The organism is Burkholderia stagnalis, from assembly GCF_039848545.1.
GTDB lineage: Bacteria > Pseudomonadota > Gammaproteobacteria > Burkholderiales > Burkholderiaceae > Burkholderia > Burkholderia stagnalis.
The window spans coordinates 1,760,410-1,785,713 of sequence record NZ_CP156685.1 but is presented as its reverse complement, the minus strand read 5'-3'; the positions used below and the strand labels follow the sequence as shown (position 1 = coordinate 1,785,713).

Below are 25,304 nucleotides of genomic sequence, written 5' to 3'. Positions count from 1 at the left end.
GTGGCGATGTGCGGGAATTCTACCTATTCGCACCCGCTTGCAGCCACTGCGCGCCATGCCGCCACGGATGCGGGCTGCGCGCCCATAAAAGAAAACCGCCCCGAAGGGCGGTTTCTCACGAACCTGCGACGCGCGTGCGTATCAACGCCAGCCGTTGTGGCGGCCGCGATCGTGATCCCAGTGGCCACGGTCATCCCAGCCGCGGCCGCGATGGCGATACCACTCGTCGCGGCCCCAGTAGCGGCGGCCGTCCCAGTAGCGATCGCCGTGCCAGCCGATCACGATGGCCGGCGCGGGCGCGACGTACACCGGCGCGGCATACGCAGGCGCCGCATACACCGGCGCCGGCTGGTAGACGACCGGCGGCGGCGGCGGCGCGTACACCGGCGCGGGCGCGACGTAGACCGGCGCCGGCACGCCGACGTTGATCCCGACATTGACACCCGCCATTGCTGCGCCCGACACGAGCAAGGTCGCCATACCGGTCATGAGCGACGCAATACGCAAGGTCTTCATGGAGTCCTCTTCTGGTTGTTTCGTGGGTGATTCGACTATAGCGGGATGCCCCGCCCGCGCATATTTCAAGTTTGTAAGAACTGATGCGCGGGATCGCAACCGGGAAGCAGCGCTAACGTCTTGTAACATTCGCCCCGCCGCGGCCGGCCGGAATGATAGCGCAGCGGCTTGCCCGTGCCCCGCGTGCGGCGCCGCAACGACAAAGAGCGGCACATGCGTGCCGCTCTTTTCATCATGCCCGGAAACCGCTGCGCGCTAGCGCGACATCATGTTCATGCTGACGTTGTGCATCACCCACATCGTGCCGACGATCAGGATCGCGGCGGTCAGCACCGTGTAGCTGAACGCCATCACGTTCCAGCGCTGCCCGGACGAGCTGTTCATGTGCAGGAAGTACACGAGGTGCACGACGATCTGCACGAACGCCAGCACCGCGAGCGCGACGAGCGACGCATGCGGCGACAGCACGCCGCCCGTCACGAGGCCGAACGACGCGGCCGTGAGCACGACCGACAGGATGAAGCCGGCGACATAGCCGCCGACGCTGCCGTGCCCTTCTTCGAGTTGAGACGAATGCGAATGGGCCATTTAGATCACGCTCGCGAGATAGACAAAGGAAAACACGCAGATCCAGACGATGTCGAGGAAGTGCCAGAACAGGCTCAGGCACGTCAGGCGCCGGATGTCGCGATCGCTCAGCTCGGGCCGGGCGACGATCTGCGCGGCCAGCACGATCATCCAGATCAGGCCGGCCGTCACGTGCAGCCCGTGCGTGCCGACCAGCGTGAAGAACGCCGACAGGAACGCGCTGCGCTGCGGGCCCGCGCCGTCGGCGATCAGGTGCGAGAACTCCCGCATTTCCATCGCGAGAAACGCCGCGCCGAGCACGAACGTCACCGCGAGCCAGCCGAGCGCCGCGCCGCGCTTGCCGCGGTGCGCACCGAGCATCGCGAAGCCGTACGTGATGCTCGACAGCAGCAGCGCCGCCGTCTCGAGCGCGACGCCCGGAATGTCGAACAGGTCCTTGCCGGTCGGGCCGCCCGCATACTGGTGGCCAAGCACCGCGAAGGCTGCGAACAGCGCCGCGAAGATCACGCAGTCGGTCATCAGGTACAGCCAGAAACCGAACACCGAATGCGACGGCGGATGATCGTCCGCGTGCTCGTGCACGTGCAGGTTCACGTCGAGGGTTTTCTGCAACATCAGTTGGCCTCCAGTTCCACGTCGTCGACGCGCGCGGCCACGCGCGCCGTGTGTCGCGACTCTTCGATCCGCCGCACCGTCGAGGCGGGAATGTAATAACCGTCGTTGTCGCGCGAGCTGTAGATCGCCAGCGTCGCGACGATGCCGACCAGGCCGGCGATCGCGAGCCACCAGATGTGCCACACCAGCGCGAAACCGAGCGCCAGGCTGAAGATCCCGATCACGAGGCCCGCGCACGTGTTCGACGGCATGTGGATGTCGCGGTACGTCGCCGGATTCGGCCGGCCGTCGCCGCGCGCCTTCATGTCGGCGAACGCATCGAGCGCGCGCACCTGCGGGATGGCCGCGAAGTTGTAGTCCGCCGGCGGCGACGTGGTCGCCCACTCGAGCGTGCGGCCGCCCCACGGGTCGCCCGTCGTGTCGCGATTCTCGGGCAGGTTGCGATTGCGGATGCTGACGACGAGCTGCAGCAGCTGGCACGCGATGCCGACCGCGATCAGCACCGCGCCGAATGCGGCCACCAGCAGCCACGGGTGCCAGGCCGGGTTGTCGTAGTGGTTCAGGCGGCGCGTCATGCCCATGAAGCCGAGCACGTAGAGCGGCACGAACGCGACGTAGAAGCCGATCTGCCAGAACCAGAACGCGGCCTTGCCGAGCGTCTCGTTCAGCTTGAAGCCGAACGCCTTCGGGAACCAGTAGTTGAAGCCCGCGAGATAGCCGAACAGCACGCCGCCGATGATCACGTTATGGAAGTGCGCGATCAGGAACAGGCTGTTGTGCAGCACGAAGTCCGCGCCCGGGATCGCCATCATCACGCCGGTCATCCCGCCGAGCGTGAACGTCACCATGAAGCCGATCGTCCACAGCACCGGCGTCGTGAATTCGATCCGGCCGCGGTACATCGTGAACAGCCAGTTGAACACCTTCACGCCGGTCGGGATCGCGATGATCATCGTCATGATCCCGAAGAACGCGTTCACGTTCGCGCCCGAGCCCATCGTGAAGAAGTGATGCAGCCACACGAGGAACGACAGCACCATGATCGCGCAGGTCGCGTACACCATCGTCTTGTAGCCGAACAGCGGCTTCTTCGCGAACGTCGCAATGACCTCCGAGAAAATCCCGAACGCCGGCAGGATCAGGATGTACACCTCCGGATGCCCCCACGCCCAGATCAGGTTCAGGTACAGCATCGCGTTGCCGCCCGCCTCGTTCGTGAAGAAGTGCATGCCGAAGTAGCGGTCGAGGCCGAGCAGCGCGAGCGTCGCGGTCAGGATCGGGAACGACGCCATGATCAGCACGTTCGTGCAGAGCGCCGTCCACGTGAACACCGGCATCTTCATCAGCGTCATGCCCGGCGCGCGCATCTTGATGATCGTCACGAAGAAGTTCACGCCCGTCAGCAGCGTGCCGACGCCGGAGATCTGCAGCGCCCACAGGTAGTAGTCGACCCCCACCCCGGGGCTGTACTGCAGCTCGGAGAGCGGCGGATACGCGAGCCAGCCCGTCTGCGCGAACTCGCCGATCACGAGCGAGATGTTGATCAGGATCGCGCTGACCGCCGTCATCCAGAAGCTGAGCGAGTTGATGAACGGAAACGCGACGTCGCGCGCGCCGATCTGCAGCGGCACGACCAGGTTCATCAGGCCGACCATGAACACCATCGCCATGAAGAAGATCATGATCACGCCGTGCGCGGTGAAGATCTGGTCGTAGTGGTGCGGCGGCAGGAAGCCGGGCGCGTTGTACGACAGCGCGAGCTGCATGCGCATCATGATCGCGTCGGCGAAGCCACGCAGCAGCATGATGAATGCGACGATGATGTACATCACGCCGAGCTTCTTGTGATCGACCGACGTGAGCCATTCGCTCCACAGCCATTTCCAGCGGCCGGTGATCGTCAGTGCGGCGAGTATGCCCAGTACGACGAGCCCCATGAAGGCGCCCGCCCCCATGATGATGGGCTGATCGAACGGGATCGCCGAAAGTGTCAGTTTGCCGAACATGCGTTACCCCTTCGTGCCGCAGGCGGCGTCCTTCAGGTCGAGGACGTGGCCATCGTTGTATTTCGCGATGATGTTGTGAAAGAGCCGTGGATCGACCGACGAGAAGTAGCGCACCGGCGCCTTCTCGCTCGGCTGCGCGACGGTGCCGTACGCGGTCATGTCGAGCCGGTCCGGCGACGCCCTCACCTTCTTCACCCATGCATCGAACTGCTCGCGCGGCTCGGCGAGCGTGCGGAATTTCATGTCGGAGAAGCCGCGGCCGCTGAAGTTGGCGGACGTGCCCGCGTAGTTGCCGGGTTCATCCGCGATCAGGTGCAGGCGCGTCTGCATGCCGGCCATCGCATAGACCTGGCCGCCGAGCTGCGGGATGAAGAACGAGTTCATCACCGAATCCGACGTGATGCGGAAATTCACCGGCGTGCCGACCGGAATCGCAAGCTGGTTCACCGACGCGATGCCGAGCTCCGGATAGATGAACAGCCATTTCCAGTCGAGCGCGACGACCTCGACGTCGATCGGCTTGACCGACGACTCGAGCGGCTTGTACGGGTCGAGCTCGTGCGTGGTCTTCCACGTGAGGATGCCGAGGAACAGGATGATCAGCGTCGGCACCGTCCAGATCACGACCTCGATCGCGGTCGAGTGCGACCAGTCCGGCGCATAGGTCGCATTGCGGTTCGACGCGCGGTAACGCCATGCGAAGAACAGCGTGAGCAGGATCACCGGCACGACGACGAGCAGCATCGTCCATGTCGAGGTCGCGATCAGCGCTTTCTCCGCGACGCCCACCGCGCCCTTCGGATTCAGCACGTCGAGCTTGCAGCCGGACACGCCCAGTGCAGCGGCGAGCGGCAGCAGTCTCGACGCGCCTTTCAAAGCCTTTTCATTCATCACACAGCCTGATTGTCATTGAATCCATCCACGCCCGATGCGCATTCGATCCACGAAAGTGGCCGCATCTTACGGCGATAGGATTTGTCGAAAATCAACAAATGTGACAAATCATCGTTGCAGGATTTGTCGTGTGTCAGATTGTCGCGGGGTTGTGCGGCGCGCGCGCCGAGAAGGATGCGCGCGCAACCATGCGCGCCCGCGGTCTCCCGCATGCGACGCATGAAGCACGACGACGATGACGCTCAGCTGTTGGGCGCGGATGCCACGTACGACGATTGCGCGGGCGCGGGGCCGTCCCCTGCCGGCATCTTCGAATGATCCGCTTCGTCGATCAGGCGCGCGACGGTTGGGTCGATCGCGTCGGTGAACGGCTTCGGATACAGGCCGACCATCAGCACGATCAGCGCGAGCGACGCGAACATCGCGATCTCGCGGCGGTTCAGGTCGACGAGCTGCGCGATGCGCGGGCTCTTGATCTTGCCGAACACGACGCGCTTGAGCATCCACAGCGTGTACGACGCGCTGAGGATCAGCGTCAGCGCCGCGATTGCGCCGATCCAGAAGTTGAAGCGGATCGCGCCCATGATGATCATGAATTCGCCGACGAAACCCGACGTGCCGGGCAGCCCGACGTTCGCCATCGAGAACAGCAGCGCGAACGTCGCGAAACGCGGCATCACGCTCGCGACGCCGCCGTAGGCCGCGATCTCGCGCTGCTTCGTGCGGTCGACCAGCACGCTCACGCACAGCAGCATCGCGCCCGCGACGAAGCCGTACGACACGAGCTGCACGATCGCGCCTTCGACGCCGATCTGGTTGAACAGGAACAGGCCGAGCGTGACGAGCCCCATGTGCGCGACCGTCGAATACGCGAGCAGCCTGGTGAGATCGGTTTGCGCGAGCGCGAGCAGGCTCGCGTAGATGATCGCGAACAGCGACAGCGCGAGCACGGCCGGCGCGAAGAAGTGGCTCGCGTCCGGCGTGATCGGCAGCGCGAAGCGCAGGAAGCCGTAGCCGCCGAGCTTCAGCATGCCGAGCATCAGCGCGGCGCCGGTCGGGCCGTCCGTGTACACGTCGCGCAGCCACGTATGCACCGGCCACATCGGCACCTTGACCGCGAACGCCGCGAAGAAGCCGAGGAACACCAGCAGCTGCGGCGCGAAGCCGAGCCGCAGCGTGCGCCACGCGTTCATGTCGAACGTGTGCGACTGCGCGTACAGGTACAGCATCGCCATCAGCAGCAGCAGCGAACCCGCGAACGAGATGAAGAAGAACTTCACCGCCGCATGCACGCGGTTTTCGCGGCCCCACGTGCCGATCAGCAGGTAGAGCGGGATCAGCGTCGCCTCGAAGAAGATGAAGAACAGCAGGCCGTCCTGCGCGGCGAACACGCCCACCATCAGCCCCGACAGGATCAGGAACGATGCGAGGTATTGCGCGACGCGCACGGTGACGGATTCCCACGATGCGACGACGATCACGAGCGTGGTGAATGCCGTCAGCACGACGAGCCACAGCGATGCGCCGTCGATGCCGAGGCGCCAGCCAGCGTCGAACGCCGCGAGCCAGTTGCGATGCTCGACGAACTGCATCGCGGCCGAATGCGAGTCGAAGCCCGTGATTAGCGGCACGACAGTCGCGAGCCCCGCCACCGCGCCGGCAAGCGCGATCAGCCGCGTGCGGCGCGGATGGCGGTCGGAACCGGCGCGCAACAGGCACGCGCCGAACAGAATCGGAACCCAGATCGCCAGGCTCAGAATGGGGAGATCATGCATGTCAGTAAGGCCCACAGAGTGCCGCGCGCTGGATCGGGGGCAGGCGCGGCGAAAGGAACGAAATCAAAAAGAAAGGTAGATTTCGTGGATCGCCGGTGTCGGGCAAATGTAAAGCGGCATCGTGCGAAAGCTTGATGCCGCTCAAACGCTACCGGGTTAACCAGCATAATTCGGTTGATTATTTTTTGCAGCGCAGCAATGCACCCCTGTGGAGCGGGTATTTAAATCGATGATTTTTCTGCGCTAATTTGTGCAGGACAGCAAAACAAGATTTGCCGGTTTCGTACGAGGACAGGTTATTTTGATATATCGGGGCGGCGCCGCGGCTCGCGAGCAACGTCACGGATTGCACGGTGTGCCGTGAGTTGCGCCGGCGTTTCCTTACATCGAAAATTACATAATCCATTCATTTCGTCCGACACCGCGCGCATCGAACATGTCGATCGCAGTGCACGCCGACGCTTCAAGGTCACTCTGCGCGCACGCCTGTTTCCTTGTCAGACGTTTCACGCCCGAAACACCGTGCGCCACGCAACGTTTCGTTCGGCGCGTTTTCAGTCGTAACGCACTGCCCCGACACCGGGAAAGCCGGGCGCACCGTGGCCCCAACGATGCCGCATGTTGCAGGACTGAAACATTTCCGCCTTCGAAATCCCCGCCGCATGTGAAGCGGCAGCCGATCGTCAGGCAGCAGGCTCGTCCCGGCCAATTGGCACGCTCCCTGCGTGCGGGATTGATCAGCCCCACCGGCGATACGCAACCCGCTAGTCGGAGGATTTGCGTAAACGCTGGTTGGGCGGCGCATGTAGACGCCATACACTCAGATAAAACATTTCGTATTCGGGGTGAATATGAAAACCAGAGCGAAAGCCGCATGGGCGGCGAATTCGGGGTTGAGCAGCATGCTGCGCTCATTCATTTCGGCATGGCGGAAAACATGCCGTTTCGGCAGCCCTTTCCGGAATCGGCTTGCGCCTTCCCGCAGCCGTGGCCGCACACGCTTCGACACACCCAGCCATATCGCGCCGTGGCCCGCAGCGTCCTACGCGACCGTCCGCGTGCGGCCGCCGCATCGCCGCACGCGATCGCAGTCAGGATGGTGATGACGCCGGCACCGGCCGCACCGGATGCCGGTGCGGTCCGCCGTCGGGCCCTGCGCTGAACACCACGCATTGCATTCGCCGCAGATGGGCGAAATGGCGCCGACGCGTCGGCAGGTGACGTCGGGCCGGCCCGCCATCGAGCAAGAACCAGAAAAAGCACGAGACCAATCGGGAGATCCAGCATGGCGAGCGATATTCTTCTGCGCCCGGATTACGGCAGCACGTCGGGTTCGCCTCGCGCCGCGCCGGCCGCAGTCGCGAACGGGGCCTCGTCCGGACGAATCCGGGTGTCGGCCGTCATGCCTTGCCTCAACGAGGAAATGACGCTGGCGATGTGCATCGAGAAGGCGCAGCGCAGCTTCGCCGAGCTGGGCGTCACCGGTCAGGTCGTCATCGCCGACAACGGCTCCACCGACCGCTCGGTCGAGATCGCACGCCAGCTCGGCGCGAAGGTGGTGCACCAGCCGGTGCGCGGCTACGGTGCGGCGCTGATGGCCGGCATCGCGGCGGCCGACGGCGACATCGTCATCATGGGCGACGCGGACGACTCGTACGACTGGTCGAACCTGCGCGGCTTCATCGAGAAGATCGACGAAGGCTACGAGTTCGTGATCGGCAACCGCTTCAAGGGCGGCATCATGCCGCATGCGATGCCGCCGCTGCATCGCTATCTCGGCAATCCGGTGCTGTCGACGATCGCGCGGCTGATCTGCCGGGTTCCGGTCGGCGATTTCCATTGCGGGATGCGTGCGTTTACGCGCGAGGCGTTTGCGCGCATGGAACTTCAAACGACCGGCATGGAGTTCGCGTCGGAAATGGTGATGAACGCGGCGCGCAATGGACTACGCATCGTAGAGATTCCGACGGTTCTGTACCCCGACAAACGCAACCGTCCGCCGCACCTGCGTTCGTTCCGGGACGGGTGGCGACACCTGCGCTTCCTCCTCACATACGCACCCAACGAGGTCTTCCTGGCGCCCGGACTGTTGCTGCTCGTGGTCGGTCTGCTGTTGCTGGGCATGCTGACCGGCGGGCCCATCACCGTCGGCGGGCACTTCTTTGGCCCGCACTTTCTCGCGCTGGGCAGCCTGCTGTCGTTGATCGGCTTCAACTTCATCACGATGGGTGTGCTCGCCACGGTCATCATGGCCGGCAAGCATCCCTCATTGCGCGGGCGCATCGTTCAATGGGCCACGGCGCCCTTTGCGATGGAGGCCTGCATGCTAGGTGGCGCAGCGATCGCAATCTTCGGCATCGTCCTCGATGCAGGCATGCTCGCCAAATGGTTGGCCTACCCGTTGCACCCGATGGAAAGCACCGTGCATCTCTCGATCGTGGCCACGACGTTGATCGTGCTGGGAACGAATGCGGTCTTCTCCGCCTTCATTCTCAATCTGGTCGCCTCGGAACGGGAAAGGAGGAAGAGCCGGGATGCCAATGCGCCGGTCCAACACGTTCAAAACGGATTCCTCTAACCATGTCCAGACTGCACCCACCCATATGGCGGCACGACGCCTATGTTCTGCGTCGACTGGCAAACACGATCGGCGCCGTCCTCGATCGCCACTTGTCCGATTCTTCGGGCCATGTCGCGGACATCGGTGCCGGCGACGCGCCATACAGGTCGCTGTTTGAACAGAAGGGCTTCGACTACCTTTGCCTGGACCTTGCGGAAAGCAAGTGCGATCTGATTATCGAACCCGGACAGCCTCTGCCCGTCTCGGATGAATCCATCGCGGTCGTGACGTCCTTTCAGGTTCTGGAGCATGTTTGGGACCTTGACTGGTACCTGTCGGAGGCTCGCCGAATTCTTGCGCGAAACGGGAAGCTGGTACTTTCGACCCACGGCGTCTGGCTCTATCACCCGCATCCCGGAGACTATCGCCGATGGACCAGGAATGGCCTCGTGTCGGAGACTGAATCCCGAAGCTTCAGAGTCTGCGAAATCGTCGGTGCCGTGGGCCCCCTCGCATGGACCACCCTGTTCCGTTCAATCGGAATGAGCAAGCTGCTGTCGAGGATTCCGGCCGTCGGCGCGCTGCTGAGCGCATTTTTCTGCGGCTTCGGGTATTTGAGAATGGCCTTCGAAGACAGGATTACCCCATCGTCGTGGAAGCAAGATAATGCCGCGGTCTATGTCGTCGTAGCCGAACCACTTCCGGGTAACGGTCCACTATGAACCTCTATCGTCAACGCACCTTCAGCATGATGGATCAGATCCTGCGCCCTCACGGACCATTCGGCGACACCCTCGATTTCGGCTGCGGAGATGGCTGGTTCACGTCTCGCATGAAAAGCGAGGGACTCGCACACGCCATCGTTCCGCTGGATGTCACGCGCCGGAAAAAGAATTACGCCGACACGGTGCTCTATTCGGGCGACACCTTGCCCTTTCAGGATCGGACGTTCGATCTCGTATATGCCATCGATGTTCTGCATCACTGCCCCGATCCGGCCCATTTCGTTCGGGAAATCGCTCGCTGCAGCCGCCGCTGGCTACTCATCAAGGACCATACCTATCGATCGTTGATGGGCTGGCTAACCCTCTGCGCACTAGATGAACTCGGCAACCGGCGATTCAGCATCCCTTCTCTTTACAAATATCAGCGCCAGTGGGAATGGCTTCCGTTGATCGAGGAGCAGGGTTTCAAATGCGTCACCACGATTCATCCTGCTCCTTGTCATCAGGGGTTGTTGGGATCGTGCACAAACTCCCTGCAATTCATCGGGCTCTGGTGCAAATCGTGATGCCCTGCGAGCCGATGGTTGATTGCGAGGTCGAACGTGCATCCCGAGCACCCGGCATCGATTCAACGGGCGCAATGCGACGCGCCTGCTTTCCCTGACGACGAAGATGGAAGATGCCGGCTCACTCACGCGTGCGGGCAACGACAGGATGATTTGCGGAGGCCTTGGCCTATGCTTTCGAAAATGGTGAATCCGACAGAATGGTTCCAGTTGGCCCGCTATGGCGGAGTCGGCGCGCTCTGTGCAGCAATGAACCTGGCCATTCTCTACGTTGGCACTGGAATCTTCGGCCTCCACTATCTACTTTCGTGCGTGTGGTCATTCGGCATTCTCGCGCCGTTGAGCTACGTCCTGCACAAGCGCATCTCATTCAGGGGCGACGATCCGAATTCGGCCGCGCAGTTCATGCGGTACGTCGCGAGCCTGCTGACCAGTACGTTCATGAACGTAGGGCTTCTGGCTCTGCTGGCGAATGTATTCCATATTCATTATCTGCTTGCAGCAGTTCTTTCGACGGCGCTGTCCTTCCTTTGCGGCTATGTCTACCAATCGTCCAGAGTATTCTGCCGTGGCCTCTGAAGCCCCAGGTAACGCACCATGCCTTCGCCCGGTGCGCATCGCATTGATCACCCACTTCTTTCCTGCCCACCGAGGCGGCATAGAGATCGTCGCGGGTCATCTTGCGGAGACGCTGACCCGCGACAAGAGGACGATCGTTACGTGGTTCGCCAGCGACTGCGATCCCGCTCCGGCGCTTGGCGGCGTCAATTGCCTGCCGGTGCGTGCATGGAATCCTCTGGAACGCCGATTCCACATGCCTTACCCGATTTGGTCCCCACTGCGCCTGAAGTCACTCTGGAACGCGGTTCACGAAGCCGACCTCGTGTACCTGCATGACTACATCTACATCGGCAGTCTCGCGGCATTCGCGATCGCAAAAGTCCTGCGCAAGCCGATCCTCATCACCCAACACGTCGGCGAAGTTCCGTTTCGCAGCAGGCTGATTTCCCGGTTGCTCGCCGTGGCGAACCTGACGCTCGGAAGATCAATGCTCAAGTACGCCGACGCCGCCGCCTTCGTTAGTGACACCGTCAGGACATTCTTCCTGCCCGATGGCAGGACCGGCCGCAGGGGCCTGTTGATTCCCAACGGTCTCGACCTTTCCACGTTCTCACCCATCACCGACGCTGCGCGTGACCAGTTGCGCGTCAACCTGAATATTCCTGCCGGCCACGCATGCCTGCTCTTCGTCGGCCGCTTCGTCGAGAAAAAGGGTTTGGGTCTACTGGAAAAATTGACGGCACTGCTCCCGGATGTCACCTGGATTTTCGCTGGCAAAGGCGAGATGGATCCGGAGAAATGGGCGCGAAACAATGTCCGGGTTTTCCGTGATCGTTCTGGGGCCTCGCTCGCCGAGCTATATCGCGCTGCCGATCTGCTCGTACTGCCGAGTACTGGCGAAGGCTTTCCGCTCGTCGTACAGGAATCGATGGCCTGCGGCACGCCAGCCATCGTCGGTCGCGATACGGCTTCTGCCCTACCCGGCGTCGACCAGATGCTTTTTTTCGAAAGCGTCGATGTCGATAGCGCATTGCCGGCCTGGCATCGCCGTCTGACCACACTCGTCGCCGACCCGCAGCAGCTCGCCCGACGACGCCGCGAAGTCGCAGACTGGGCCTCCAATCATTGGTCCTGGGAACGCTGTGCCAATGCCTACCTCGAAGTCATCCGCGAAATCCTCGAGCGGCGGAGATAAAGCATGACGACCGCTGAGAAAGCCGAGCCCCGCGCTCGAAGCCTGGCATCCCCGGTCACGCAGCTGGCCATCCGGACAGGCATCGTCGGAACCATCTGCGCCCTGCTGCTCGCGTTCGACCCGCACGTGCCGGGCCTGATGTCGTCGTTCTTCTTCTACCTGCTCTACACATACGATCGCCCGGTGGCCGAAGCGAGCGTCTTGCTGATCCTGCTGGCCACCGCGATCGCCCCGTTCTGCGGCCGCGTGTCCACCGTGGCCGCCGCGTGCGGGCGCCATCCGTGGCGTGTGGCCGCCGTGACCGGCGCCGTGCTCGCGCTGGCCGCGCGCTATGTCTATCACGCGCATCCGCTGTCGATGGACGAATACACCGCGTGGTTCCAGAGCCGCATCTTCGCGAGCGGCGCGCTGTCGGCGCACTTCCCGCCGTCGTGGCTCGACCGGCTCATCTATCAGCCATTCCAGAACTACTTCCTGGTCGTATCACGCGCCAGCGGCGATGTGACCTCCGCCTACTGGCCCGGTTTCGCCCTCGCGATGGCGCCGTTCAGCCTGATCGGCGCCGAATGGCTGTGCAATCCGGTGCTGTCGGCGCTGACCATCGTCGCGATCGCGCGCACCTGTCGCCTCGTGTTTCCGGAGAACGAAGCGGTGGCCGGCTGGGCGATCCTGTTCACCGTCGCCTCGCCCGTGTTCGCGGGCTCGGGCATTTCATACTTCGCGATGACCGGCCTGCTGCTGGCCAATCTCGTGTTCATCTGGGGTTTCCTGCAACCGACCGCGCGCCGCCTGTTCGTCAGCGGCATCGTCGGCTCGCTTGCGCTGACTTTCCACAATCCGCTGCCCCACGCGCTGTTTGCACTGCCGTGGCTGATCTGGTTTCTCGGCCGCCGCCCACCGCTGCGACAAACGGCCGCGCTCATCGCGGGATACGCGCCGATCACCCTGCTGCTCGGCCTGGGCTGGGTTCTGTTCAAGGCCCACGTCGCCGCCGACGGGGCCGGCCAGCTGGCGCACGCGCCGTCCCAAGGCTTCCTCGCGCTGGTCGCGTCGGTGTTTTCGTTGCCCAGCGCATCGATATTCGTCATCCGCGCGGCCGGCGCCATCAAATTGTGGGTATGGGCGGTGCCGGGCCTCCTGATCCTCGCATGCATGGGATACGCACGTTGGCGGGAGAACCGCGCGGTGCAACTGCTCGCCGCATCGGCCCTCTTGACCTTCTTCGCCTACTTCTTCGTGCCGTTCGATCAGGGGAACGGCTGGGGATACCGCTATTTCCATCCTGCGTGGGGCGTGCTGCCGATCCTCGCGGGCGCCGCCGTCGCCGGCGGATTGCGCAACGACGACGGCGAAGCGCTGCCGGCATTCCGTAACCTGGCCGGCGCCTTCATCGTGTGCAGCCTGCTGATCCTCGTGCCGTGGCAGTTGCGGAATATCGAAACGCACATCAGCACCCAGCTCGCGCGGATACCCGACGCGCCGGCGAACCGGCGCAGCATCGTGTTCGTGTTCGTCGATCGCAACGTGTTCCTCAACGACCTCGTGCAGAACGACCCGCTCCTGCGGAATCGATCGATTCGCATGGTCGGCAAGGGGGAACAGGCGGACGGGGAATTCCTGCGCAGCGCGCACATCGCGGCGACGCCGCTGCCGGCCACCGAATTCGGGCAGATCTGGCTGATCGGGCAATGAAGCGAAACGACTGCGCCGCGTGCGGCAGTCGGCGCGGCGGAGCCGGAAAAAGAAAAGCCCCGCAAGTCCGAGAACTTGCGGGGCTTGTTCCGCCATTTCTGGCGGAGACGGAGGGATTCGAACCCTCGATCCAGGTTTTGGCCCAGATGCTCCCTTAGCAGGGGAGTGCCTTCGACCTCTCGGCCACGTCTCCCAAACTTTCGCTCGCACCAGGGAGGCAGTGCGACGAGAACGAAATAATATAGGGTTTCGAACTGCGCGTCAATTTCCGTGATGCATTTTCTTCAACGCATCACGAAAATTTCATCATGCCTGGTCGAGTTCGAATGCCTTGTGCAGCGCGCGGACGGCCAGCTCCATGTATTTTTCGTCGATCAGCACCGAAATCTTGATTTCGGACGTCGAGATCATCTGGATGTTGATGCCCTCTTCCGACAGCGTGCGGAACATCTTGCTCGCGACACCGACGTGCGAACGCATGCCGACGCCGACGACCGACACCTTCGACACCTTCGGGTCGCCCTGCACCTGCTCGGCGTTCACGTGGCCCTTCACCTGGTTGGTGAGGATGTCCATCGCCTTCTGGTAGTCGCCGCGGCCGACCGTGAACGTGAAGTCCGTCTTGCCCTCGACGCTCTGGTTCTGGATGATCATGTCGACGTCGACGTTCGCGTCGGCGACCGGGCCGAGGATCTGATACGCGATGCCCGGCTTGTCGGGCACGCCCATCACCGCAATGCGTGCTTCGTCGCGCTGGAACGCGATGCCGGAAATGACTGCCTTTTCCATGGTCTCGTCTTCTTCAAAAGTAATCAGGGTGCCCGAGCGCATTTCCTCGTCGAGCGCAATCATCGGATCGGTCAGGCTCGACAGCACGCGCGTCTTCACCTGGTATTTGCCGGCGAATTCGACCGAGCGGATCTGCAGGACCTTCGAGCCGAGGCTCGCCATTTCCAGCATCTCCTCGAACGTCACGCGATCGAGGCGGCGCGCCTCCTCGACGACGCGCGGGTCGGTCGTGTAGACGCCGTCGACGTCCGTGTAGATCAGGCACTCCTCGGCGCTCAGCGCGGCCGCGACCGCCACGGCCGACGTGTCCGAGCCGCCGCGGCCGAGCGTCGTGATGTGACCGTCCGGGTCGACGCCCTGGAAGCCCGTGATGATCACGACCTTGCCTGCGTCGAGATCCGCCTTCACGCGCTCGTCGTCGATCGAGTGGATGCGCGCTTTCGTGAATGCGCTGTCGGTCTTGATCGGCACTTGCCAGCCGGCATAGCTCACGGCCTCGACGCCGATCTCCTGCAGCGCGATCGACAGCAGGCCGACGCTGACCTGCTCGCCGGTCGACGCGATCATGTCGAGCTCACGCGGGCTCGGCTGGCTCGAAATCTCTTTCGCAAGACCGAGCAGACGGTTGGTTTCGCCGGACATCGCCGAAGGCACGACCACCATCTGGTGCCCGGCCTGATGCCATTTTGCAACGCGTTTCGCGACGTTCTTGATGCGCTCGACCGAGCCCATCGAAGTGCCGCCGTATTTATGTACGATGAGTGCCATTGTCGTTCTGAACTGGAGGAGAGACCGCACGGGCGCGCTGGACAGGCCGCGTTGCCGTTCGGTCACGCGGCTTGTGGCTGTGGACGGACGACGAGAGGGACGGCTGGGACGCAACACGCAAGCGTGACGGATTTTGCCCGGAAGGCCGATCAGGCCGCGCAAACCGGGTACGTCACGCGGAAAACCTGCACAAAATGCTCAAAAATCGAGCCGAGCAAACAACTGAGCGTACCCGATCGACGCCCGCTTGACAAGCCGAAGGCCGCGCTGGCGCGCGTTCCGCCGCTGTTTACCGAATAGTGAAAATTGGCGCGGCATCGCCCGCCACACAAGGCCCGCTCACGCGATCAGCAAGTCCGGGCGCCATTCGATCCGGCGCCACGCGCCGTCGCCGGCCGCGCTGCCGTCGCGGTTCACGCCGAGCCGCGGCACATAGAGCAGCCGGTCGCCCGCGAACAGCAGCGGCACGTCGCGCTGCCATGCCGGCACGCCGCGCTCCTGGAACAGGTTCTTCAACGTGCGGCCCGGTGCGCCGGGGGCCACGCGCATCCGTTCGCCGCCCGCGCGGGCACGCGCCACGAGCGGCGCGGCGCGCAGCAGCGTCTCGGGCACCGCATCCGCGTCGCCCGCGCCGGCCGGCGCGAATACGTAGGTGCCGCGCCACGCGGGCAGATGCCAGACCTCCTGCCCGCTCCACGCACACGCGCTGTCGGGGCGCGGCGTGCCGCGGCCGTCATCCGCCGGCTCGCTGCTGTCGCCCGCTTCCCAGTACACGGCGCCGCGGTACAGCCGCAGGCATTGCCCCGCGTGATCGACGCGCAGCGCGTGCGCGTCGTGCGCATCGCGGAGCTGCCGCATCATGTTCGCGAGCCGTGCTGCCGATGCGCCCGGCAGGCCGAGCGTGCGCATCCAGAAGCGCAGCAGGTTCGCGCCGCGCGTATCGTCGAGCGCGACCAGCGCGTCGCGCGACAGCGCGCGCCCGTCGTCGCGCGCCGCGCCGGCAAAATCGAGCTCGGCCAGGTCGTCGAGCAGGCGCTGCGCCGATGCCGCATGCTGCGCGGCGCGGCCGAGCGCATCGCGAAAACCGGGAAAGTGCACGGCGAGCGCCGGCAGCACGTCGATGCGCAGCGCATTGCGCGCATAGCGCGTGTCGAGGTTCGATTCGTCGTCGATCCACACGAGCCCGCGCTGCACCGCATAGCGCTCGAGTTGCGCGCGCAGCAATCGCAGCAGCGGCCGCACGCGCTCGACGCGCACCGCCGCAGGCCGGTAGCGTGGCGCCATCGCCGCGATGCCGGCAATGCCCGCGCCGCGCAGCAGCTGCAGCAGCACCGTTTCGGCCTGATCGTCGGCGTGCTGCGCGAGCCACAGCACGTCCACGCCGTGCCGTTCGCACATCGCGTCGAGCGCCGCGTAACGGCTTTCGCGCGCGCTCGCCTCGATCCCTGCGCCGCTGTCGCGCGGCACGTCGACGCGCAGCGCGTCGAACGCGACGCCCAGCGACGCCGCGGTCGCCTCCGCGTGGGCAGCCCACGCATCGGCGTTCGCGCTCAATCCGTGATGCACATGCAGCGCGATGCAGCGCGACGCGCCCGCGACGCGCACGGCCGCGTCGAGCAGCACCGACGAGTCGAGCCCGCCGCTGTACGCGACCGCGATGCGCGCGCCGGACGGCAGCGCGGAAAGTGCAACGCCGACCGCATCGAGGACGACGTGGTCGGCGGAGAATTCGCTCGGAGGGATCACGATGTGAACGCGCGCGGGCGCGCGCGCCGGGATGAATGCACGCGGCGGGTCATGCGCCCGGCGTGGTTTCCTTGAACTTGCCGTAGGCCATCAGGCGTTCGAAGCGGCGCTCGCGCAGCGCATCGATGCTCATGCCCTGGAACTGGCGCAGCGAATCGGCGAGCGCACGGCGCAGCAGCGCGGCCATGCCCTTCGGATCGCGGTGCGCGCCGCCGAGCGGCTCGTTGATGATCTTGTCGATCAGGCCGAGCGCCTTCAGGCGATGCGCGGTCAGGCCCAGCGCCTCGGCCGCCTCGGGCGCCTTCGCGGCGCTCTTCCACAGGATCGACGCGCAGCCTTCCGGCGAGATCACCGAATAGGTCGAGAACTGCAGCATCATCACGGTATCGGCCACCGCGATCGCGAGCGCGCCGCCCGAGCCACCCTCGCCGATCACCGTCGTGATGATCGGCGTCTTCAGCTCGGCCATCACATACAGGTTGCGACCGATCGCCTCGGACTGGCCGCGCTCTTCCGCGCCGATGCCCGGATACGCGCCCGGCGTATCGACGAACGTGAAGATCGGCAAACCGAACTTCTCGGCGAGGCGCATCAGGCGCTCGGCCTTGCGATAGCCTTCCGGGCGCGGCATCCCGAAGTTGCGCGCCGCGCGCTCCTTCGTGTCGCGGCCCTTCTGGTGGCCGATCACCATGCACGGATGGCCGCCGAAGCGCGCGAGGCCGCCGACGATCGACAGGTCGTCCGCGAACGCGCGGTCTCCGTGCAGCTCGTGGAAGTCGGTAAACAGTTCCGAGATGTAGTCGAGCGTGTACGGACGCTGCGGATGCCGCGCGATCTGCGAGACCTGCCACGGCGACAGGTTCGCGTACAGGTCCTTCGTCAGTTGCTGGCTCTTCTTCGACAACCGCTCGATTTCTTCCGAAATATCGACAGCCGAGTCGTCCTGCACGAAGCGCAGCTCTTCGATCTTGGCCTCGAGTTCGGCGATCGGCTGTTCGAAATCCAGAAACGTGGTCTTCATGTGTTTGAATCCTTGGGTCTTGCGGCAGCGCGTATTCTACCCGCGCGGGCGGCGCTCAAAACCGGCTCTCAACTATTGATGTTTAAAACCCGATAGCCCAGGTCAGCCCTCGGCGTCCTGCGAATCCAGGCTGCGCCACATATACCAGGTTGCGACGGTGCGCCACGGCTCCCAGTTGGCCGCCACTTCCCGCGCCTCGCTGCGCGTGACCGGCTCCCCGCTGAAATAATTGACGCTGATCGCGCGGATCAGGCCCGGATCGTCGAGCGGCAGCACGTCCGGCCGCGACAGGTTGAAGATCAGGAACATTTCGGCGGTCCAGCGGCTGATGCCGCGGATCTGCGTCAGTTCCGCGATCACGTCCTCGTCGTCCATCGACGTCCACTTGTCGACGTGCAGCGCACCCGACACGAAGTGCTGCGCGAGATCGAGGATGTATTCGGTCTTGCGCTTCGACAACCCGCACGCGATCAGCTTGTCCGCGCCGAGCTTGATCACCTGCTGCGGCGCGAGCTTCGGGCAGGCCGCCTCGATGCGCGCCCACACCGATTGCGCGGACGCCACCGAGATCTGCTGGCCCACCACCGAGCGCGCGAGCGTGACGAACGGATCGCCGCGCTTGACGAGATGCGCGGGGCCGAACTTCGGGATCAGCTTCTTCAGGATGCGGTCGCGCTTGACGAGATCGGCGCACGCCTTGTCCCAGTATGCGGGGCGCACGACGACGTCGACGCCGTCGATCTCCGCCGGCGCGATCGTGTCGGACGCGCGCGCCTTGCGGCCCGCGACATCGACTGCCGGCACGGCGCCGTCGACCTGCACCGCGTCGACGACCTTCACCCGCGCCGGCTGCGCCTGACCGTTGAGCGCGCCGTTCGGCGCGGCGCGTTTCGCGTCCGCCTTTGCCGCAAGCGCGCGCTTGGCTGCCGGACGCGTAGCGACAGGCGTCGCGCGCTTGACCGGCGCTTTTCTGGCCGTTGCCATCTTGCCTCCTACCTGACGAATCGGTCAGTGGAACGCACCGCGCTCATACGCGACGCCATTCGGTCGATCCGCCCGGTTTGTCTTCAAGCGCGATACCCGCATCGAGCAGTTCCGCCCGGATCCGGTCCGCTTCGGCATAGTCCTTTGCTTGTTTCGCCGCGCCGCGCGCGGCGATCCTCGCTTCGATCTCGTCGGCCGACAGCCCGCCTTCCTGCGCGGCACCCGCCGCCTGCTGCAGGAATGCGCGCGGCTCGCGGCCGAGCAATCCCAACAATCCACCCAGATGCTTCAGCTGGCGCGCCAGCGCCGCGTCGCGCGTGCGGTTCACCTCGCCCGCCAGCTCGAACAGCACCGACACGGCGAGCGACGAGTTGAAGTCGTCGTTCATCGCAGCCGCGAAGCGCTGTGCGTGCGGCTCGTTCCAGTCGAGCGCGGCCGCGTCGGGCGTCACGTCCTTCAGTGCGGTATAGAGCCGCGTCAGCGACGCGCGCGCATCGTCGAGATGCACGTCGCTGTAGTTGAGCGGCGACCGGTAATGCGTGCGCGTGATGAAGAAGCGCATCACTTCGGCATCGTACTTCTCGAGCACCTCGCGGATCGTAAAGAAGTTGCCGAGCGATTTCGACATCTTCTCGCTGTCGACCTGCACGAAGCCGTTGTGCATCCAGTAATTGACGAATGTCACGCCGGTCGCGCCTTCGCTCTGCGCGATCTCGTTCTCGTGGTGCGGGAACTGTAAATCCTGGCCGCCGCCGTGAATGTCGAAATGATCGCCGAGCAGCGTGCAGCCCATCGCCGAACATTCGATGTGCCAGCCGGGCCGGCCCGCGCCGTACTTCGATTCCCACGACGTGTCGGCCGGCTCCTCCGGCTTCGCGCGCTTCCACAGCACGAAGTCGAGCGGATCTTCCTTCGCGTCGTTCGCGGCGACGCGCTCGCCGGCGCGCAGGTCGTCGAGCGACTTGCCGGACAGCTTCCCGTAGTTCGCGAACTTGCGCACCGAATAATTGACGTCGCCGTCGGCCGCCTGATACGCGTAACCGTTTGCCTCGAGCGTCTCGATCATCCCGAGCATCTGCGGAATGAACTGCGTCGCACGCGGCTCGATGTCCGGACGCTCGACGCCGAGCGCATCGACATCCTCGTGCATCGCGGCGATGAAACGGTCGGTCAGCGAGCGGATCGTCTCGCCGTTCTCGACCGCGCGGCGGATGATCTTGTCGTCGATGTCGGTGATGTTGCGCACATACGTGACCCGGTAGCCGATCGCGCGCAGCCAGCGCTGCACCAGGTCGAACACGACCATCATGCGCGCATGGCCCACGTGACAATAGTCGTAGACGGTGATCCCGCATACGTACATCCGCACCTCGCCGGGCTGGCGCGGCACGAAGACTTGCTTGTCACGCGCGAGCGTGTTGTAGATGCGCAGTGATTCCATAGAGATGAACCGTGAGCCGAAGGAAACCGCCCTGGCGATGCTCGCCCAGCATGCGACACGATCGAACCGCCGCCGCGGCGTCGTGCCGCGCGTCCTCGTATCACATGGGGCGGTCAGGCTGCAAGCACAGCGGTGACGGCCACGAGAGGCAAAAAGAAAGACTGCCTGCGGCTCGCCGGAACGCGCAGACGTTTTGTTAGAATGGCTCGGAGTATAACATTCCGATTTACGCCTATGAAATCTCCTCGCGGCCGTGCGCAGAGCGCTGCGACCCTCGTTGCGACCGCCGTCATGGGCGCCGCGCTGACGCTTCTGCCGGCCGCCGCGGCCTTCGCGCAGAAGGCCCCGTCCACCGCCGACGGCACGCCCGAGATCGACTCGTCGATCGCCGGCAAGCAGTGGAAACAGGCGCTCGCGCAGCTCGACGCGCGCATCGCCGCGAGCCCGCACGACGTGCAGGCGCAATTCAAGCGCGGCACCGTGCTCGCCCGCCTGAACCGCGACGACGACGCGATCCAGCAGTTCGTCGCGATCACCCAGGCCTACCCCGAACTGCCCGAGCCGTACAACAACCTCGCGGCACTCTACGCGAAGCACGGCCGCTACGACGAGGCGCGCGCCGCGCTCGTCACCGCCACGCAGTCGAACCCGAGCTACACGCTCGCGTACGAGAACCTCGGCGACCTGTACCTGCGCCTCGCGGCCGAATCGTACAAGCGCGCGCAATCGCTCGGCCGCACGAGCGGCCCGACCGCGCAGCGCCTCGCCGATCTGCAGAAGATCATCACGCCGCCGAAACCCGCGCCCGGCAGCCGCGCCGCCGCGCCGTCGACGCGCGCGTATTCCGAGCGCGCGGCCGCGAACGTGACCACCACCACGCTGCCGCTGTCGCCGACGTTCCAGTTCGGCGGCCCGTCCGGCGCGATGGCCGCCCCCTACGTCGCGCCGGCGCAGTAAGCGGCGCGCAGCACTTCACCCACCCAACCAGAGGATCGCAATGAAACGTCTGTTGCTGGCGCTTGGCGGCGCCGCCCTGCTCGCGACCGCGCCCGCGTTCGCGCAAACGGCCACCGCACACCCTGTCGTGCAACTGAAGACCTCGCAGGGCGACATCCGCGTCGAGCTGTATCCGGAGAAGGCGCCGAAGACGGTCGCCAACTTCCTCGACTACGTGAAGGCGGGCCAGTACAACGGCACGATCTTCCATCGCGTGATCAAGGGCTTCATGATCCAGGGCGGCGGCTACAAGGCGAACTTCGACGAGAAGCCGACGCGCGCGCCGATCCCGCTCGAGAGCCGCAATGGTCTGAAGAACGCGACCGGCACGATCGCGATGGCGCGCACGAGCGACCCGAATTCGGCCACCGCGCAGTTCTTCATCAATACAGTGGACAACACCGGCCTCGATTACCCGAACCCGGACGGCAACGGCTACGCGGTGTTCGGCAAGGTCGTGTCGGGCCTCGACGTCGTGAAGAAGATCGAAGCGGCGCCGACGACCGTGCGCGGCCCGATGCGCGACGTGCCGGAGCAGGCCATCCTGATCGAATCGGCGAGCATCGTTTCGAAATAACCCGGCCGGACCCGTTCCGGCACCTCACGCGGCCGCGTCGCACGACCGGCCGCGTGCCATTTAAACCGCCCTATCGAAGGAATTCATCATGGTTGAACTGCACACGAACCACGGCGTGATCAAGCTCGAACTCGACGCCGCGAAAGCACCGAAGACGGTCGAGAACTTCCTGAACTACGTGAAGAAGGGCCACTACGACGGCACGGTGTTCCACCGCGTGATCAACGGCTTCATGATCCAGGGCGGCGGCTTCGAGCCGGGCCTGAAGCAAAAGCCGACGGACGCGCCGATCGACAACGAGGCGAACAACGGCCTGAAGAACGACACGTACACGATCGCGATGGCGCGCACCAACGATCCGCACTCGGCGACCGCCCAGTTCTTCATCAATGTGAACGACAACGACTTCCTGAACCACTCGTCGCCGACGCCGCAGGGCTGGGGCTACGCGGTGTTCGGCAAGGTCGTCGAAGGCCAGGACGTGGTCGACAAGATCAAGGCCGTGAAGACGGGCAATGCCGGCTTCCATCAGGACGTCCCGACCGACGACGTCGTGATCGAGAAGGCAGTCGTCGTCTGACGGCCGGCGACGGAGGCACTTCGATGCTGCAGGAGACTCCGCCGCGAAGCGTCTCCGCGGGCGTGCCGGGCGAGCGCGAATACGCGCAGGCCGCACGCCCGTTCCTGTTCCTGTCCGACCTGCACCTGAGCGAGGCGATTCCGAAGACGGTCGCCGCGTTCGAGCATTTCGTGCGATACACGGCGGACAGCGCCGATTCGGTGTTCATCCTCGGCGACCTGTTCGAATACTGGATCGGCGACGACGTGCTCGACGACGATCCGTTCGCCGCGCGCATGGCCGCATTGCTGCACACGTTCTCGGAGCGCGGCATCGCGCTGTACGTGATGCACGGCAACCGCGACTTCCTGCTCGGCAGGCGCTTCATGAAGGCGGCCGGCGCGATGCTGCTGCCCGATCCGGCGCTGATCATGGCGTTCGGCCAGCGCATCGTGCTCGCGCACGGCGACGCGCAATGCACGGCCGATCGCGGCTATCAGATGTTCCGGCGCTTCGCGCGCAACCACTTCGTGCAGTGGCTGTTTCTCGCGTGGCCGTTTCGCTGGCGCCGCACGCTCGCGCAGCGCATGCGCGCGAACAGCGAAGCCGGCCGCATGCGCCCCGCTTCGCCGATCTACGACGTCACGCGTGAAGGCGTCGCCGCGCTGTTCAGGAAAAGCCGTGCGAGCGTGATGATCCACGGCCATACGCATCGCCCCGCGCGCCACCTCGAACCGGGCGGCGTGCGCTGGGTGCTGCCGGACTGGGATCTCGATCACGGCGCGCCACCGCGCGGCGGCTATCTGCGCGTCGACGCGGACGGTATCCGCGCGCTGCCGCTCGACTGACGGCCGACCGGCCGTCGGCCGCCCCCGCGACCGCGGGCGGGCCGCCGCCAGAACGGCGGCCGCCCCGATCATCCTACGACTGGCGCTCGACCACCTTGCCTTCCAGCACCGCCGACAGGCGGCGCAAGTCGAGCCGCGCCGCGTCGGCGCCCTGCAGCGATTCGAGATGGGTGCCCAGTTGCTCGAGCGCCGCGACGATTTCGTCGACGCGCCGGGTTTCCTTCGCCGCATGATCGATCAGCCCATGGATCGCGAGCGACATCGGATCGTCCGCGTTCGGCGTGATGCCGTATGCGCAGAACGCCGCACGCTCGGGCTGCGGCTTCGGCTGCGCCGGCATCACCACGCGCGCCGGGTTGCCGACGGCCGTGCCGCCTGCCGGCACCGGCTTCACGACCACCGCGTTCGAGCCGATCTTCGCGCCCGCGCCCACCGTGAACCCGCCGAGCACCTTCGCGCCCGCGCCGACGATCACGCCGGCCTCGAGCGTCGGGTGACGCTTCGCGCCGCGCGTGAGCGACGTGCCGCCGAGCGTCACGCCCTGGTAGATCGTGCAATCGTCGCCGACGATCGCCGTCTCGCCGATCACGACGCCCATCCCGTGGTCGATGAATACGCGCCGGCCGACCGTCGCGCCCGGGTGGATCTCGATGCCGGTCAGGAACCGGCCGACCTGCGACGCGAAGCGCGCGACCCAGTACCGCTTCGCGCGCCAGCATGCATGCGCGAAACGGTGCAGCACGAGCGCATGCAGCCCCGGATAACAGGTCAGCACTTCCCAGGCACTGCGAGCGGCGGGATCCCGCTCGCGTATCGTCGCAACGTCTTCGCGAAGTCTCGTGAACATGATCTGATCTGGGAAAAGGGCCGGCGCGCACCGCCGGCGATGGCCGGCGCTTATTACGCCGGCTGATTTGTATATGACGCTCGGCGATTGTAGGGCGAGTCGCGCCCGCCCGCACGGCGTCGCGTGTTCACCCCGCCGACGGCGCGGGTATTCGCGCCGCGGCGCGTCAGGCGTCGCCTTCCGGCGTGCGCGACTTCAGCAGGATGTGCTTCGCGATGCCGCGCAGGATGTTCACTTCCTCCCGCTCCAGCCCCGTGCGCGCAAACAGGCGCCGCAGCCGCGGCATCAGCTTCTTCGGATTGCGCGGGTCGAGAAAATCGAGCGCGATCAACGCGTTCTCGAGGTGCACGTACATCCGCTCGATCTCGTCGCTCTGCGCGAGCGTGCCGGCTTCCGGCAGTTGCGCCGGCGCGCTGGCCTGCTCGAGAAATGCGATGCGCAGCTCATAGGCCAGCACCTGCACCGCCTGGGCGAGATTCAGCGAACTGTAGGCCGGGTTCGCCGGGATATGCGCGAGCGCGCGGCACTGCTCGACGTGCTCGTTCGACAGGCCGGTGCGCTCGTTGCCGAACACGAGCGCGATATCGCCCGTGCCGACCTGCCGGCGCGCCTGCTCGGCCGCTGCGCGCGGCGCAAGGCGCGGCGGGCCGTATTCGCGCGATCGCGCGGTCAGCGCGATCGACCAGTGCACGCCCGACAGCGCGTCGCCCAGCGTCGGCACGACGTGAGCGGACGCCAGCACGTCGTCCGCCCCGCTCGCCATCGCGATCGCGTCGGGGTCGCTCTGCACGTGCGGCACGCGCGGCGCGACCAGCACGAGCCGCGAAAAGCCCATCGTCTTCAGCGCACGCGCGGCCGCCCCGACGTTGCCGGGATGGCTCGGCTCGACGAGCACGAAGCGGGTTGACGTAAAGCCGCCGCTGAGCGGCCCGGTTGGCTGTGCCGCGTCCGACGCGGCAAGGTTCTGCAAGGTTTCCAACACCATACGACTCGTTTCACCAGAATGGCCGTATGGTATCGCCAACGCCCCGGCAA

Annotated in this window: 24 protein-coding genes, 1 tRNA gene and 1 pseudogene; 12 read left to right on the top strand and 14 right to left on the bottom strand. The window is 65.1% G+C overall.

Translation table 11 applies throughout. The annotated features are described in order from the left end of the window. Positions 1–141: 141 nt before the first annotated feature. From ABFO07_RS08405 to ABFO07_RS08380, 6 genes are all read right to left on the bottom strand, one after another. The gene (locus ABFO07_RS08405) at positions 142–516 is read right to left on the bottom strand and encodes a hypothetical protein (RefSeq protein ID WP_059885729.1); all 375 of its coding nucleotides are present in this window, start codon (positions 514–516) and stop codon (positions 142–144) included. A gap of 255 nt (positions 517–771) precedes the next feature. Then, positions 772–1,104, bottom strand: coding sequence for a cytochrome o ubiquinol oxidase subunit IV (gene cyoD / locus ABFO07_RS08400; protein ID WP_017331748.1), 333 nt, complete (start codon positions 1,102–1,104; stop codon positions 772–774). Then, entirely contained in the window at positions 1,105–1,719 is a 615-nt protein-coding gene (gene cyoC / locus ABFO07_RS08395; RefSeq protein ID WP_060150122.1) for a cytochrome o ubiquinol oxidase subunit III, read from the bottom strand. Then, on the bottom strand, positions 1,719–3,725 hold the full coding sequence (gene cyoB, locus ABFO07_RS08390) for a cytochrome o ubiquinol oxidase subunit I (protein WP_060016416.1): 2,007 nt from the start codon (positions 3,723–3,725) through the stop codon (positions 1,719–1,721). Before cyoB ends, cyoC begins: the two co-directional genes overlap by 1 nt. A gap of 3 nt (positions 3,726–3,728) precedes the next feature. Then, on the bottom strand, positions 3,729–4,616 hold the full coding sequence (gene cyoA / locus ABFO07_RS08385) for a ubiquinol oxidase subunit II (protein WP_347468625.1): 888 nt from the start codon (positions 4,614–4,616) through the stop codon (positions 3,729–3,731). A 245-nt stretch (positions 4,617–4,861) separates the two neighbouring features. Next, positions 4,862–6,394: a complex I subunit 4 family protein gene (locus tag ABFO07_RS08380; protein WP_347468624.1), complete on the bottom strand. Its 1,533-nt coding sequence runs from the start codon at positions 6,392–6,394 to the stop codon at positions 4,862–4,864. A gap of 874 nt (positions 6,395–7,268) precedes the next feature. Between ABFO07_RS08380 and ABFO07_RS08375 the strand changes: the two genes are divergently transcribed. The 7 genes from ABFO07_RS08375 (at position 7,269) to ABFO07_RS08345 (ending at position 13,693) form a co-directional block, all read left to right on the top strand. Beyond that, a complete protein-coding gene (locus ABFO07_RS08375) occupies positions 7,269–7,556 on the top strand; it encodes a hypothetical protein (RefSeq protein WP_155636044.1) in 288 nt (95 codons plus the stop codon). A gap of 123 nt (positions 7,557–7,679) precedes the next feature. After that, positions 7,680–8,972 carry a glycosyltransferase family 2 protein gene (locus ABFO07_RS08370; protein ID WP_060016407.1) on the top strand — a complete coding sequence of 431 codons (1,293 nt, stop codon included), beginning with the start codon at positions 7,680–7,682 and terminating at the stop codon, positions 8,970–8,972. Positions 8,973–8,974: 2 nt separating this feature from the next. After that, the gene (locus ABFO07_RS08365; RefSeq protein ID WP_060016404.1) at positions 8,975–9,676 is read left to right on the top strand and encodes a class I SAM-dependent methyltransferase; all 702 of its coding nucleotides are present in this window, start codon (positions 8,975–8,977) and stop codon (positions 9,674–9,676) included. Beyond that, entirely contained in the window at positions 9,673–10,245 is a 573-nt protein-coding gene (locus tag ABFO07_RS08360) for a class I SAM-dependent methyltransferase (RefSeq protein ID WP_060016400.1), read from the top strand. The genes ABFO07_RS08365 and ABFO07_RS08360 overlap by 4 nt, the downstream gene beginning before the upstream one ends. Positions 10,246–10,416: 171 nt before the next feature. Next, a complete protein-coding gene (locus ABFO07_RS08355) occupies positions 10,417–10,824 on the top strand; it encodes a GtrA family protein (protein WP_060016397.1) in 408 nt (135 codons plus the stop codon). Positions 10,825–10,867: 43 nt separating this feature from the next. Beyond that, positions 10,868–12,001 carry a glycosyltransferase family 4 protein gene (locus tag ABFO07_RS08350; RefSeq protein ID WP_060016394.1) on the top strand — a complete coding sequence of 378 codons (1,134 nt, stop codon included), beginning with the start codon at positions 10,868–10,870 and terminating at the stop codon, positions 11,999–12,001. A gap of 3 nt (positions 12,002–12,004) precedes the next feature. Next, the gene (locus tag ABFO07_RS08345; protein WP_347468623.1) at positions 12,005–13,693 is read left to right on the top strand and encodes a hypothetical protein; all 1,689 of its coding nucleotides are present in this window, start codon (positions 12,005–12,007) and stop codon (positions 13,691–13,693) included. A gap of 99 nt (positions 13,694–13,792) precedes the next feature. On the opposite strand, the gene ABFO07_RS08340 is transcribed toward ABFO07_RS08345, so the two are convergent. Both ABFO07_RS08340 and ABFO07_RS08335 read right to left on the bottom strand, forming a co-directional pair. After that, a tRNA-Ser gene (locus ABFO07_RS08340) sits at positions 13,793–13,886 on the bottom strand. A 113-nt stretch (positions 13,887–13,999) separates the two neighbouring features. Beyond that, complete coding sequence (locus tag ABFO07_RS08335) at positions 14,000–15,250, bottom strand: aspartate kinase (RefSeq protein ID WP_059567433.1); 1,251 nt, start codon at positions 15,248–15,250, stop codon at positions 14,000–14,002. Here ABFO07_RS08335 and ABFO07_RS08330 point away from each other — a divergent pair. Further along, positions 15,233–15,476 (top strand): annotated as a pseudogene (locus tag ABFO07_RS08330) (hypothetical protein). The gene ABFO07_RS08335 and the pseudogene ABFO07_RS08330 overlap by 18 nt on opposite strands. Positions 15,477–15,589: 113 nt before the next feature. Here ABFO07_RS08330 and tilS read toward each other — a convergent pair. From tilS to cysS, 4 genes are all read right to left on the bottom strand, one after another. Then, a complete protein-coding gene (gene tilS / locus ABFO07_RS08325) occupies positions 15,590–16,996 on the bottom strand; it encodes a tRNA lysidine(34) synthetase TilS (RefSeq protein WP_347468622.1) in 1,407 nt (468 codons plus the stop codon). 49 nt (positions 16,997–17,045) lie between these two features. Continuing rightward, a complete protein-coding gene (locus ABFO07_RS08320) occupies positions 17,046–18,017 on the bottom strand; it encodes an acetyl-CoA carboxylase carboxyltransferase subunit alpha (RefSeq protein ID WP_059567437.1) in 972 nt (323 codons plus the stop codon). Between the two features lie 102 nt (positions 18,018–18,119). Then, entirely contained in the window at positions 18,120–19,001 is an 882-nt protein-coding gene (locus ABFO07_RS08315; protein WP_059809667.1) for a DNA-3-methyladenine glycosylase family protein, read from the bottom strand. A 43-nt stretch (positions 19,002–19,044) separates the two neighbouring features. Beyond that, on the bottom strand, positions 19,045–20,442 hold the full coding sequence (cysS, locus tag ABFO07_RS08310; protein ID WP_059567442.1) for a cysteine--tRNA ligase: 1,398 nt from the start codon (positions 20,440–20,442) through the stop codon (positions 19,045–19,047). 234 nt (positions 20,443–20,676) lie between these two features. On the opposite strand from cysS, the gene ABFO07_RS08305 reads away from it, so the two are divergent. The 4 genes from ABFO07_RS08305 to ABFO07_RS08290 all read left to right on the top strand — a co-directional run bounded on the left by ABFO07_RS08305 (position 20,677) and on the right by ABFO07_RS08290 (position 23,422). Then, a complete protein-coding gene (locus ABFO07_RS08305) occupies positions 20,677–21,399 on the top strand; it encodes a tetratricopeptide repeat protein (RefSeq protein WP_081059766.1) in 723 nt (240 codons plus the stop codon). A 40-nt stretch (positions 21,400–21,439) separates the two neighbouring features. Continuing rightward, the gene (locus ABFO07_RS08300) at positions 21,440–22,015 is read left to right on the top strand and encodes a peptidylprolyl isomerase (RefSeq protein WP_059567445.1); all 576 of its coding nucleotides are present in this window, start codon (positions 21,440–21,442) and stop codon (positions 22,013–22,015) included. Between the two features lie 88 nt (positions 22,016–22,103). Continuing rightward, positions 22,104–22,595, top strand: coding sequence for a peptidylprolyl isomerase (locus tag ABFO07_RS08295; protein ID WP_059567447.1), 492 nt, complete (start codon positions 22,104–22,106; stop codon positions 22,593–22,595). Positions 22,596–22,618: 23 nt separating this feature from the next. Then, positions 22,619–23,422 carry a UDP-2,3-diacylglucosamine diphosphatase gene (locus tag ABFO07_RS08290; RefSeq protein WP_059567449.1) on the top strand — a complete coding sequence of 268 codons (804 nt, stop codon included), beginning with the start codon at positions 22,619–22,621 and terminating at the stop codon, positions 23,420–23,422. 73 nt (positions 23,423–23,495) lie between these two features. On the opposite strand, the gene cysE is transcribed toward ABFO07_RS08290, so the two are convergent. Beyond that, positions 23,496–24,269, bottom strand: a complete 774-nt coding sequence (gene cysE / locus ABFO07_RS08285) for a serine O-acetyltransferase (protein ID WP_059908622.1) — start codon at positions 24,267–24,269, stop codon at positions 23,496–23,498. A gap of 166 nt (positions 24,270–24,435) precedes the next feature. Next, complete coding sequence (locus ABFO07_RS08280) at positions 24,436–25,248, bottom strand: RNA methyltransferase (protein WP_059809846.1); 813 nt, start codon at positions 25,246–25,248, stop codon at positions 24,436–24,438. Positions 25,249–25,304: the final 56 nt, after the last annotated feature.